The organism is Bacillus sp. HNG (genome assembly GCF_003400205.1).
Lineage (GTDB): Bacteria > Bacillota > Bacilli > Bacillales > Bacillaceae_L > Ferdinandcohnia.
Genome location: NZ_QUQV01000003.1, coordinates 410,119 through 421,730 on the forward strand (window position 1 = coordinate 410,119; position 11,612 = coordinate 421,730).

The following is an 11,612-nucleotide window of genomic DNA, read 5'->3' on the forward strand; positions in this document are numbered from 1 at the left end:
TTTATTGGTTCCTTTTGAGTGCTTCGATTATTTCCTGGGAAACATTATTCCACAATTTTCGATGAATCATGACATTCTCATGGCGGTCTGTTTTTACCTCAACAACATGTAATCCTTTTTCTTCAAACGAAGAAGTGATGGCATGACGGAACTCTGTCCAATCCTTGATACTTGTAAATTTCCCACCATACATGTTAACTGCATGTTCATAATTCAGACCAATAGGAGTCCCAAAAAGGGTTTCAAAATGCTTTTCCTCCTGTGATTGTGGTAAGAAAGAAAAAATACCCCCACCGTCATTATTGATTAAAACGATGGTAATATTTAAGTGGTGATGCTTTGCCGCCAATAATCCATTTAAATCATGATAGAGAGAGAGATCACCAATCACTAAAACTGTATGTTCATTTTGTGAACTGATGCCCATCGCAGTTGAAACAAGCCCATCAATTCCGTTGGCACCACGGTTTCCTAAGACATGTATCGACTTTTCATTATTCAAAAAGAAAGTATCCAGATCACGGATAGGCATACTATTTCCAACAAATAAAGTTGAACCCGCTGGGAGAATTTCTTGTAGTTCAGTAAATACTTTCCCCTCAAATAAAGTTTCTTCCTTATGTACCTTAGTTACATTTTCTTTTACCAGATTATTGATGTTAATCCAATCGTTCACCCAACTAGAACCTTTTCGTTTCTCTGTTCTACTAACGATCGCATCACAAAATTCGATTTCATCGCAATAAACCATATCAGTTGCTGATAAAGTGGGGTCTCTCCATCCTCCATCTCCATCTACTATGATTTGAGGTGTATTCTTATGTTTTTGGATATATTGAAGAAGTGCCTTTGAGACAGGCATCGCACCGAATCGAATTATGATATCTGGTGAAAATGCTTCTCGGAATTCTTCATCTCGTAAAAAGGCATCATACCCGTCTACTATATAAGATTTCGGATGTTCACCACTTCTTAGCTGTGATAATGGGTCAGCTAAAACTGGAAACTGAAGTGTTTCTGCTAAATTCGCAACGGCATATCCAAACTCTTCATCATCATGTGAACCACAAACAATAATACCCTTCTTTTTACTGCTAACGAGGTCGCTAATATACTGAGCCTGCTCTTCATCCATTTTCGGTTTTCCAACGACAACATTCACATTTTTACGTAGGTATTCATTTGTTCCCCATAGGTTTTCTAACCCTAAGTTTGGTACAAGCGGTTCACGGAAAGGAAAATTCAAATGAACCGGTCCCGCTGGTGCAGTTAATGCAGTACCTGCAGCCCTTCCAGCCATTGTTCGAACATACGATAGCATTTGTTCTGACTCTTCTGGCAGTGCCATTTCCACAAACCATTTTGCATGATTTCCATATAACTGATTTTGATTAATAGCTTGCGGTGCTCCTACATCTCGTAACTCATGTGGTCGATCGGCTGTCAACACGATAAGTGGGACCCTTGAATAATAGGCCTCGACAATTGCCGGGAAATAATTCGCTGCAGCTGTTCCGGACGTGCATAGAATTGCAACAGGTTTCTTCGTTGCTTTAGCTACTCCTAGCGCATAAAACGCAGACGAGCGTTCATCAATATTGATGGTTACTTTCATGTCAGGGTGTTCTGCCATTAAAATCGCCATCGGGGTGGAGCGTGAACCCGGGCTTACAACAGCCTCGGTAACCCCTACTCGCACTAATTCATCAACAAAGGATGCCACATAACGCGTTAATGCTTGATTATTCATTGTCTAAGCCTCCTAATGCAGATAGCATCGGTCTAAACTTTATCATCGTTTCTGTATATTCACTTTCTGGTTGGGAGTCGCCTACAATCCCACAACCAGCAAACAAGGAAGCATTGTTTCCATTCAGTAAACCTGAACGTATGGCAACGGCAAATTCGCCATTATCATTTATATCAAACCAACCTACAGGGCTTCCATACCAACCACGGTCAAGAATTTCAAGGTCACGAATAATTTCAAATGCCTTTTGTTTAGGTTGGCCCCCTAGAGCTGGTGTTGGGTGTAAACGATTGACAACAGTAAGCAATGATACGTCATCTTTAGCTACACCTTTTACAGGTGTGTATAAATGCTGAATATCGCGCATTTTTAAGATACCTGGTTGTGTAGGTGATGAAATACTTGTACAGGACTCTTTCATTGCATTTTTAATCATTTGAACAACGACATCATGTTCATGTAGATTTTTCGGGTCGTGTAGTAATTCATTTTCTAATTGCTTGTCCTCTGACGGCGTTTTACCACGTCGGATCGAGCCTGCAAGACAAGTAGTTAAAAATTCCTCTCCCTTTTTCTTAATAAGTCGTTCAGGGGATGCTCCGATAAAGCATGAATTTTTATATTCAATTGCAAATAAATAACTCATCGGCTGCTCTTCTTTTAGACGCGCCAACACTGCGTCAGCTTCAATCGGATTGTCAAAATGCAGCTTAATTTCTCTTGCCAAAACAACCTTTTCAACTTCACCGTTCTGTACCTTTTGGGTTGCATTACGAACTGAATCCATCCATTCCTGTGGCTGAACTTCCTCTTTAGTAAATGAATTGTTCTTTTGAAATTTATAACTTTCCTCAAGCAGCACTTCCAATTGTTCCAAGTCGGAGCCACCAAAAGAAGTCCCGGTCGGATCACAAATAATATTCGTTGTTATATAAGTACTACCTTTATAATAGGAAAGCATGATAACAGGTAAGACAAATTTCGCATCATCAAAATAATCCCAAAGCTCTGTTCTCTTTTTTAATGGATCAAATGAAAAACCTCCCATTAAAATAGGACCAGTAGAATAAGGTGCAAAATCATCAATAATGATTGAATGTCGAACGAGTCTTTTCCACTGCTTTTCAATTGCGTCAAAACGTTCTGTAGACTCGTTATCGCTAATTGTATAGGCTTCCCCAAGTCCAACTATGATCGTATCATTTGTAGGATTTGACCAGAAAGATCGCGTTTCAAAAGGTGTCCTTTTTCCAGCAGAAAAGAACAATAGGGGGTCTATGTTCTTCATTTCTTTTACCTGACTTATAAGAACAGGCCTAGAAAGCTCCTTGGAAAGGTTTATACCTTTCTTTATGTAATCACTCAAACCTTTTTGTTGTATCATGACCAACTTTTATCCCCCCGAAATATATTCCATCATAATTTTATATAGAAATAACAGATATTGTTTATAGTATATCATTTAAAATGAATGAATCCCTTGATAAACACTCTATATTATTTTCGTATAACTTATTATTAAAAACTGCCTTTACGATATACCTCACATATAATAGTTGTCAACAAACTTGATTCTACCATACCTGCAATACACTGACCACTTACTTCCTTATTATTATGTAATTTACGATAAGTTAATCTGCTGGGTAAAAGGAACATAAGATTGATATGTCTTTTTTGTAACTTTAAACCATTGACAGTACCTGTCCAATTCACTAAACTGTACTTTGGATATACATGAGCTTTGTCGTGAGAGGAGAAGACTTATGCAATCAGAACTTCAGTCAAATCAGAAGCTTTCTAAAAAGCCTTCTAGTGGTTTTCAGGTATGGTGGAGACTCATGCGTCCACATACACTTACTGCATCATTTGTTCCAGTCATTTTAGGGACAGTTCTTGCACTATTAGAAACATCTATTCATATAGGACTATTCTTAACAATGTTACTCGCTTGTCTTCTAATCCAAGCAGCAACGAATATGATAAATGAGTATTTCGATTACAAACGCGGTCTTGATACTGCTGAATCAGTCGGAATTGGCGGTACAATTGTTCGAGATGGAGTTAAGCCAAAGGTTATTTTAAACCTTGCATTTACTTTCTTTGGAATTGCTGCATTATTAGGTGTTTATATTAGTATGAATAGTAGCTGGTGGCTAGCATTAGTAGGGACTATTTGTATGTCAGTTGGTTATTTATATACTGGTGGTCCACTACCCATTTCGTCAACACCATTTGGAGAGCTAGCAGCTGGTTTCTTTATGGGCATGATTATTATTTTAATATCGTTTTTCATCCAAACCGGTACAGTTACGGCTACAAGTGTTTTAATCTCGATTCCGATTATGATCCTTGTTGGTGCTATCAATATGTCAAACAATATCCGTGATCTGGATGGCGATAAAAAGAACGGACGTCGCACTTTACCAATTTTATTAGGAAGAACCAAGGCGATTAAGTTCTTTGCTGGCTTGCTAATCATTTCCTACATTTGGATCATCGTTTTGGCATTTATCGGGATTGCTTCGTTTTGGACTCTTCTTGTATTAGTGAGTGTTCCAAAAGCTGTGAAAGCAGTAACTGGATTTATAGGCAAATCCGAACCAATTCAAATGATGCCAGCCATGAAAGCGACCGCCCAAACAAATACGATTTTTGGATTCCTTTTATCTATTGGAATCTTTATCGGGTACTTCTTTTAAAACACGATTTTACATCGTGTTTTTTTTATTCCTATCACTTTTTTACAATTATGATTTTCGGGTTATTGTAAATAATACATAACAAGATTCGTTACGAACTCATTTTGGAAGGAGTGCTTAAAATGTTATCAAATGAGCAATTATCAACCTTCCGTTCACAGTTGATAAACGCAAAAAAAGAGGTTGAAGAACAGTTAGATGATGGAGATCATTTTGATCTAGAGAGTGGGCATCCTCATGGATCGGTTGGAGAACTTTCTTCTTATGATAACCATCCTGGAGATGAAGGAACTGAGCTATATGAACGAGAAAAAGACATTGCCCTTAACGAACATATTGAAAAAGAATTAAAAGATATTGAATACGCCTTACAAGCAATTGAAGAAGGAAGATACGGGAAATGTGAAAAATGTGGAAAAGACATCCCTTTTGAAAGATTAGATGCTGTTCCAACAACAACTTATTGTGTTGAGCACAGTCCAACCCAGGTTGTCTCTCATAATCGACCTATTGAGGAAGGCGTATTAATGCCACCATTTGGAAAGTTTGTGGATGAGGAAGATAATGTAGCGTATGATGCAGAGGATTCATGGCAGGATGTCGCAAGGTACGGAACATCAGAATCACCTTCAGACCTTGTAGACCCCGTTGACAGCTATAATGAGGTGTTCGTTGAATCTGATGAGAATGTAGGTTATGTTGAGGATTACGAGAATTTTGTTGCAACAGATATTGAAGGAAAAGAAATTATCATCTATCCAAATAGCCAGCATGAACGATATGAAGAAGTGCTAGAGGAAGAAGGAATTATGACAATGTTTGGCGACCTTCCTCCATATGAAAAAGAACCTTATACAAAGGACGAAGCCGAAGATTAAAAATGTAAAGCAGTGGAAAAATTCCCACTGCTTTTTATTCTACTTAGCTGGATGTAAAACAAGCTTATAACTATTCTCCTTATACTTCTCTTTATTGGTATAGGTGATATGGTACTTCCCTGTTGTCCAATCCGTAATTTGATTATGATAAAAAGTACTTAATACATGACCTGATTGGCCTGGACCAACTACATTGTAACTCTCTTCCATATTCGCTAAGTCAATGACTGATCTCCAAGCCGCTCCATGGGTAATTGCACCTGAATAACGGTCAAAGCTAGCAGCTGCAACTGTTACCCCACTTCCACCCATTGGTATAGCTTCATTATTATTAAATAAATAGTTTAACGGTGAAATGGCCGATAATGGGTGTTTAAACGGAACCTGATGAAAGTCACCCCAAGACCATTTACTTGGTTGGTCCCCTTGCTTTTCAATTGCAAAATCTACAGCCCTTTTAAAAGATTTAACTGTTACCTGTTCTATTCCACCTGCCTCAGATAACCAAATCCCTTCATGTCCAATTTTTGAATCTCGAATCATTTGGTCTACAATTTGAGATTTTCCTTCAAACAAGTTATCGATTTCCTTAGGAATGGATTCTTCAAATAGTACATTTGCAAATTCCTCCATCCATTTATGGAAGACTAAAGGCACGCCATCTTCTATTCGGTCAACAAAATCCCAATCTTCAAACTCCTTTATTACCGTTTTATCAATATCTCTTAACTCGTCTTCACTGTTTAATAATACATCTATTAAAAACGGAACAAACTCTTCTGCCTGCAGATTATGTTGATCAAATTGGAGTTTTAGCATATCATCTGCCGTTAACACATTCTTACTTGATAACACATTTTGTATTCGTTGCTGTCGATAAGGCTGAGCCCACGTATTCGTTATATGGTAAGGATATTCATCCGGTGCAATTTTATTGTTTGCAGTAGAGATAAAACCTTCTTCAGGGTTCACAATGGTCGGGAGTTCATCCCAAGGAATATACCCCTCCCACTCGTATTCATCTGTCCATCCAGGTACAGGAACAGAACTATCCCCTTTTTTTCGGATTGGGATTAACCCATTTGCTCGGTAAGCGATTGTTCCATCGGTTGCTGCATAAACAAAGTTTTGAGCAGGTGTATGAAAATATGTAAGTGCCTCTTTAAATTCAGTCCAATTTTTCGCCTTGTTGAACATCAACACTGCCTCTAGTTCAGTTGAAGCATCAAGTGCTGTCCATCTTATTGCTAAAGCTGTTTCCTCCTTGTGATCATGGGTAAATTCAGAAATGATTGGACCGTGTCTTGTAACCTGAACTTGATATGGGATTGTATCCCCATCCTTTACTTTTATTGGTTCCTCAATGATGGTTGCATCTTCCCATTTCCCCATATACGCAAATTGATTTTGGTTTTTAGGATTCCTTTTTTCAATATATAAATCCTGGACATCAGGTCCCACATTAGTAACTCCCCAAGCAATATGTTCATTACGACCTAATATGATTCCTGGGACACCGGCAAATATCACACCACTAACGTTCACTTCATCACTTTGCAAATGCGTCTCATACCAAATTGATGGTGTAGCTAATGCGAGATGTGGATCATCGGCTAAGATTGGCATACCTGATTCTGATTTCTCACCACTAACAACCCAGTTATTACTCCCATTAAACTCATTTGGAAAGGGAGCAGTTGCTATACTTTTTGAAATATCAACGGGATGATCTTTCATCGCTTGAATAACAGTTGCACCATCTTCAGGATATGTTGGGAACAATTCTAGTAATTTTTCCTCTGAAACATGCTGAGCCATATAATAGCGAAATGCCTGCCCTTTATAATGTCCCCCTAAATCGTAGGCCATGTATTTTCCAATGGTAAGAGAATCGATGGGACTCCACATGGACGGCTCATATCCAGCAAGTGAAAACTCTACGGGCAATGTATTTTTCTCTATTGCTTCCTTAATAAAAGCATTAACACCATCAGCATACGATTGGAGTACATCTTTTGCTTCATCTGAATATCCTTCATATGAAGCTTCCGCAGCTCTACGTAAACCAAGAGTTCTAAAATATTTATCCTGATTAACAAGAGAAGAACCAATTACTTCACTTAACTCTCCTGAAGCCTGTCTTCTACTTAAATCCATCTGAAATAAACGATCCTGTGCCGTAACATAACCTTGAGCAAAATACAAATCATGCTTATTTTTCGCAACAATATGGGGAACCCCATTTTGATCTCGGAATACTTCAACCTCAACGGTTAATCCTGCAACCGGAAGGTTTCCTTCAATCGTTGGTAAACTTTTTCTCAAAAATAAATAACCTACTATAATACTTGCTATCAGAAGGAGTATGATAACTATTCCTGTTATTAAAACTGTTCTCCAACGCTTCTTTCTTGGCCATAATCGTCTTTTTATAACTACTTCCGAACTCATATAATCCCCCTTCGCTTTAATTATTTTAAGAAAATTCTAAATATATTATAGTATCCCTATTTGAATTTGTCATTGATATCCTCAAGTAGAATTAACATTTTTTTCATACCTCATTTACAGTTTTAAAGGATAATACTAGTAAACGACGAATTACTTCTTTGTGTATATTTATGTAAAAAAGAAAGGAAGAATCGGATGAACGCACATGAGATTGAGTATAAACTTTATGGGGACGATATGCAGTTTGTTGAAATCGAATTAGACCCAAGCGAAAGTGTCATTGCAGAAGCAGGCGCCATGATGATGATGGAAGATGGCATTTCAATGGAAACAATTTTTGGTGACGGGTCAGGATCAGCAGGTGGAGGTCTTTTTGGAAAACTATTAGGAGCAGGAAAAAGGGTTCTTACAGGAGAAAGTCTATTTATGACGGTCTTTACAAATAGCAACATGGGGAAAAAACATGTTTCCTTTGCTGCACCCTATCCAGGGAAAATTATTCCTGTTGATTTAAGCATACTAGGTGGCAAAATAGTTTGTCAAAAGGATGCCTTTTTATGTGCAGCAAAAGGAGTTTCTGTTGGCATTGATTTTCAACGAAAATTAGGGACTGGCTTCTTTGGTGGAGAAGGCTTCATCATGCAAAAATTAGAAGGAGATGGGCTAGCATTTTTACATGCAGGTGGTACCATACATAAAAAAGAACTTCAACCTGGTGAAATCCTAAGAATCGATACAGGCTGCCTAGTGGGTATGACAAGGGATGTCGATTATAACATTGAATATGTAGGAAAAATCAAAACAGCCTTTTTTGGTGGTGAAGGTCTATTCTACGCCACTGTTAGAGGCCCTGGTACGGTATGGATACAATCACTACCATTTAGCCGCCTTGCAGACCGAATCTTTGCGAGTGCACCTAGAAATGGTGGCAGCACAGGTGAAGGGAGTATTCTAGGAGGGCTAGGTAATTTTCTAAATGGGGATGATTAATAAGAGAATAATTAAAGTGAAGAACTGGGAGGATAATAAATGGAGGTGTAGAGAGATGAGACGAAAAAAACAAGTTGAAGATTTCAACGGTGAAGCACCATTATTTGATGCGCCAGATGATAAAATTCTAGCTTTTGATATGTTTCGTGGTGTATCTCCTGGTATCTTTTCCGATGTGGACCTAGACAACCCCGCACAAAAAATTGAAGAGGATATTATGCCCAAAGATTAGTACACCTGGCAACAGGTGTTTTTTATATTTTAAAGAAGAACTCTATAAAAAATAAAAAACGCCATGAGAAATTCTCATAACGCTTGATGACCCGTACGGGATTCGAACCCGTGTTACCGCCGTGAAAGGGCGGTGTCTTAACCGCTTGACCAACGGGCCAGAATATATTGTTAAAATCGTCATGGCGGAGAAGGAGGGATTTGAACCCTCGCGCCGCTTACGCGACCTACACCCTTAGCAGGGGCGCCTCTTCAGCCACTTGAGTACTTCCCCAAAAATGGCTCCGCAGGTAGGATTCGAACCTACGACCGATCGGTTAACAGCCGATAGCTCTACCACTGAGCTACTGCGGAATAACAACATGGTGGGCCTAAATGGACTCGAACCATCGACCTCACGCTTATCAGGCGTGCGCTCTAACCAGCTGAGCTATAGGCCCATTATGGTAAAATTGGAGCGGGTGATGAGAATCGAACTCACGACATCAGCTTGGAAGGCTGAGGTTTTACCATTAAACTACACCCGCATTATATGGGGCGGCTGATGGGAATCGAACCCACGAATGTCGGAACCACAATCCGATGCGTTAACCACTTCGCCACAACCGCCATTAATTTTTCTAAAAATAATAAGGTGGCTCAGGACGGAATCGAACCGCCGACACAAGGATTTTCAGTCCTTTGCTCTACCGACTGAGCTACTGAGCCACAACATATGGCGGTCCCGACCGGGATCGAACCGGCGATCTCCTGCGTGACAGGCAGGCATGTTAACCGCTACACCACGGGACCATTGTTTAATCAGACACAAACATTATCTTACGATAACATTCATAACTTGTCAATACTTTTTTTGGTTGCGGGGGCAGGATTTGAACCTACGACCTTCGGGTTATGAGCCCGACGAGCTACCAGACTGCTCCACCCCGCGATAATAAAATATATATAGTTTTTGTCATGCGCTTAGTCTGCACAAGACTGTCCCTTCCTCTGCTAGCATATTCTAGAAGCTATGTGCGTCGGGACAACTCGCAGTATTTCGATGATGCAACGCTTGTTGCTCCACCCCGCGATAATAGAAATCATATAAAATTCTTAAATAATTTAATATGGCGGAGGAAGAGGGATTCGAACCCCCGCGGGCTTTAACACCCCTGTCGGTTTTCAAGACCGATCCCTTCAGCCGGACTTGGGTATTCCTCCACATATAAGAAGTTGTAGATGGTGGACCTTGTAGGACTCGAACCTACGACCGGACGGTTATGAGCCGTCTGCTCTAACCAGCTGAGCTAAAGGTCCTTAGTACTTATAAGATTTAATGGTAGCGGCGGAGGGGATCGAACCCCCGACCTCACGGGTATGAACCGTACGCTCTAGCCAGCTGAGCTACACCGCCATGAATCATATAATTACATTTTTAAATAATTGGTGGAGCCTAGCGGGATCGAACCGCTGACCTCCTGCGTGCAAAGCAGGCGCTCTCCCAGCTGAGCTAAGGCCCCAAATATTTAATGGTCGGGAAGACAGGATTCGAACCTGCGACCCCTTGGTCCCAAACCAAGTGCTCTACCAAGCTGAGCTACTTCCCGTAATATGGCGCGCCCGAAAGGAGTCGAACCCATAACCTTCTGATCCGTAGTCAGACGCTCTATCCAATTGAGCTACGGGCGCATTATTCATTAAGTGGTGCCGAGGACCGGAATCGAACCGGTACGGTAGTCACCTACCGCAGGATTTTAAGTCCTGTGCGTCTGCCAGTTCCGCCACCCCGGCACTATAAGTTTACTTTGGAGCGGAAGACGGGATTCGAACCCGCGACCCCCACCTTGGCAAGGTGGTGTTCTACCACTGAACTACTTCCGCATAATGCGGGTGAAGGGACTCGAACCCCCACGTCAAAGACACTAGATCCTAAGTCTAGCGCGTCTGCCAATTCCGCCACACCCGCAAAACTATTTAATGGTGAGCCATGAAGGACTCGAACCTTCGACCCTCTGATTAAAAGTCAGATGCTCTACCGACTGAGCTAATGGCTCGTAAATGGTGCCGGCGATAGGAGTCGAACCCACGACCTACTGATTACAAGTCAGTTGCTCTACCAACTGAGCTACACCGGCAAAAGTGTTTAATGGTGGAGGATGACGGGATCGAACCGCCGACCCCCTGCTTGTAAGGCAGGTGCTCTCCCAGCTGAGCTAATCCTCCGTCTTCTCCAACCTAGCGACGTCCTACTCTCACAGGGACAAAGTCCCAACTACCATCGGCGCTGAGAAGCTTAACTTCCGTGTTCGGTATGGGAACGGGTGTGACCTTCTCGCCATCGTCACTAGATAAGGTAAAGACAAGATATATTATACTATCTTCATAAGAAATTTCAAGAAGAAATTTTCATTCCTTCAAAACTAGATAACGCTCAACATCCATTATTTTGGTTAAGTCCTCGATCGATTAGTATCAGTCAGCTGCACATGTCACCATGCTTCCACCTCTGACCTATCAACCTCGTCATCTTCGAGGGATCTTACTAGTTTAACACTATGGGAAATCTCATCTTGAGGGGGGCTTCATGCTTAGATGCTTTCAGCACTTATCCCTTCCACACATAGCTAC

7 protein-coding genes, 21 tRNA genes and 2 rRNA genes are annotated in these 11,612 nt (G+C 40.6%); 4 read left to right on the forward strand and 26 right to left on the reverse strand.

The window, feature by feature from the left end; translation table 11 throughout:
- Window position 1 precedes the first annotated feature (1 nt).
- Window positions 2-1,750 (reverse strand): 2-succinyl-5-enolpyruvyl-6-hydroxy-3-cyclohexene-1-carboxylic-acid synthase, encoded by a 1,749-nt coding sequence (gene menD / locus DZB84_RS08630; protein ID WP_116351857.1) that lies wholly within the window; start codon window positions 1,748-1,750, stop codon window positions 2-4.
- Window positions 1,743-3,134, reverse strand: coding sequence for an isochorismate synthase (locus DZB84_RS08635; protein WP_116351881.1), 1,392 nt, complete (start codon window positions 3,132-3,134; stop codon window positions 1,743-1,745). The genes menD and DZB84_RS08635 overlap by 8 nt, the downstream gene beginning before the upstream one ends.
- A gap of 382 nt (window positions 3,135-3,516) precedes the next feature.
- On the opposite strand from DZB84_RS08635, the gene DZB84_RS08640 reads away from it, so the two are divergent.
- Complete coding sequence (locus DZB84_RS08640) at window positions 3,517-4,452, forward strand: 1,4-dihydroxy-2-naphthoate polyprenyltransferase (protein WP_116351858.1); 936 nt, start codon at window positions 3,517-3,519, stop codon at window positions 4,450-4,452.
- A 122-nt stretch (window positions 4,453-4,574) separates the two neighbouring features.
- Window positions 4,575-5,330, forward strand: a complete 756-nt coding sequence (locus DZB84_RS08645; protein ID WP_116351859.1) for a yteA family sporulation protein — start codon at window positions 4,575-4,577, stop codon at window positions 5,328-5,330.
- A 39-nt stretch (window positions 5,331-5,369) separates the two neighbouring features.
- On the opposite strand, the gene DZB84_RS08650 is transcribed toward DZB84_RS08645, so the two are convergent.
- Complete coding sequence (locus DZB84_RS08650; RefSeq protein ID WP_116351860.1) at window positions 5,370-7,781, reverse strand: penicillin acylase family protein; 2,412 nt, start codon at window positions 7,779-7,781, stop codon at window positions 5,370-5,372.
- 195 nt (window positions 7,782-7,976) lie between these two features.
- Between DZB84_RS08650 and DZB84_RS08655 the strand changes: the two genes are divergently transcribed.
- Together DZB84_RS08655 and DZB84_RS24860 are read left to right on the forward strand one after the other, a co-directional pair.
- The gene (locus DZB84_RS08655; RefSeq protein WP_116351861.1) at window positions 7,977-8,771 is read left to right on the forward strand and encodes a TIGR00266 family protein; all 795 of its coding nucleotides are present in this window, start codon (window positions 7,977-7,979) and stop codon (window positions 8,769-8,771) included.
- A gap of 55 nt (window positions 8,772-8,826) precedes the next feature.
- The gene (locus DZB84_RS24860) at window positions 8,827-9,003 is read left to right on the forward strand and encodes a hypothetical protein (RefSeq protein WP_189655187.1); all 177 of its coding nucleotides are present in this window, start codon (window positions 8,827-8,829) and stop codon (window positions 9,001-9,003) included.
- 87 nt (window positions 9,004-9,090) lie between these two features.
- Here DZB84_RS24860 and DZB84_RS08665 read toward each other — a convergent pair.
- The 23 genes from DZB84_RS08665 to DZB84_RS08775 form a co-directional block, all read right to left on the reverse strand.
- A tRNA-Glu gene (locus tag DZB84_RS08665) sits at window positions 9,091-9,162 on the reverse strand.
- A gap of 23 nt (window positions 9,163-9,185) precedes the next feature.
- Window positions 9,186-9,276 (reverse strand) — tRNA-Ser (locus tag DZB84_RS08670).
- A gap of 5 nt (window positions 9,277-9,281) precedes the next feature.
- Window positions 9,282-9,356 (reverse strand) — tRNA-Asn (locus DZB84_RS08675).
- Window positions 9,357-9,365: 9 nt separating this feature from the next.
- Window positions 9,366-9,442: transfer RNA gene (locus DZB84_RS08680), tRNA-Ile, on the reverse strand.
- Between the two features lie 13 nt (window positions 9,443-9,455).
- A tRNA-Gly gene (locus DZB84_RS08685) sits at window positions 9,456-9,529 on the reverse strand.
- Window positions 9,530-9,535: 6 nt separating this feature from the next.
- Window positions 9,536-9,611: transfer RNA gene (locus tag DZB84_RS08690), tRNA-His, on the reverse strand.
- A gap of 26 nt (window positions 9,612-9,637) precedes the next feature.
- Window positions 9,638-9,710 (reverse strand) — tRNA-Phe (locus tag DZB84_RS08695).
- An 8-nt stretch (window positions 9,711-9,718) separates the two neighbouring features.
- Window positions 9,719-9,794: transfer RNA gene (locus DZB84_RS08700), tRNA-Asp, on the reverse strand.
- A gap of 62 nt (window positions 9,795-9,856) precedes the next feature.
- Window positions 9,857-9,933: transfer RNA gene (locus DZB84_RS08705), tRNA-Met, on the reverse strand.
- A gap of 179 nt (window positions 9,934-10,112) precedes the next feature.
- A tRNA-Ser gene (locus DZB84_RS08710) sits at window positions 10,113-10,205 on the reverse strand.
- Window positions 10,206-10,224: 19 nt separating this feature from the next.
- Window positions 10,225-10,301 (reverse strand) — tRNA-Ile (locus tag DZB84_RS08715).
- Window positions 10,302-10,321: 20 nt separating this feature from the next.
- Window positions 10,322-10,398, reverse strand: a tRNA-Met gene (locus DZB84_RS08720).
- A 30-nt stretch (window positions 10,399-10,428) separates the two neighbouring features.
- Window positions 10,429-10,504: transfer RNA gene (locus DZB84_RS08725), tRNA-Ala, on the reverse strand.
- Between the two features lie 10 nt (window positions 10,505-10,514).
- Window positions 10,515-10,591, reverse strand: a tRNA-Pro gene (locus DZB84_RS08730).
- 5 nt (window positions 10,592-10,596) lie between these two features.
- Window positions 10,597-10,673, reverse strand: a tRNA-Arg gene (locus DZB84_RS08735).
- Window positions 10,674-10,686: 13 nt separating this feature from the next.
- Window positions 10,687-10,775, reverse strand: a tRNA-Leu gene (locus DZB84_RS08740).
- A gap of 15 nt (window positions 10,776-10,790) precedes the next feature.
- Window positions 10,791-10,865 (reverse strand) — tRNA-Gly (locus DZB84_RS08745).
- Window positions 10,866-10,869: 4 nt separating this feature from the next.
- A tRNA-Leu gene (locus DZB84_RS08750) sits at window positions 10,870-10,950 on the reverse strand.
- 12 nt (window positions 10,951-10,962) lie between these two features.
- A tRNA-Lys gene (locus DZB84_RS08755) sits at window positions 10,963-11,038 on the reverse strand.
- A gap of 5 nt (window positions 11,039-11,043) precedes the next feature.
- Window positions 11,044-11,119 (reverse strand) — tRNA-Thr (locus DZB84_RS08760).
- 12 nt (window positions 11,120-11,131) lie between these two features.
- Window positions 11,132-11,207: transfer RNA gene (locus DZB84_RS08765), tRNA-Val, on the reverse strand.
- A 10-nt stretch (window positions 11,208-11,217) separates the two neighbouring features.
- Window positions 11,218-11,333 (reverse strand): 5S ribosomal RNA (gene rrf, locus DZB84_RS08770).
- A gap of 97 nt (window positions 11,334-11,430) precedes the next feature.
- A 23S ribosomal RNA gene (locus DZB84_RS08775) occupies window positions 11,431-11,612 on the reverse strand; the annotation flags it as partial.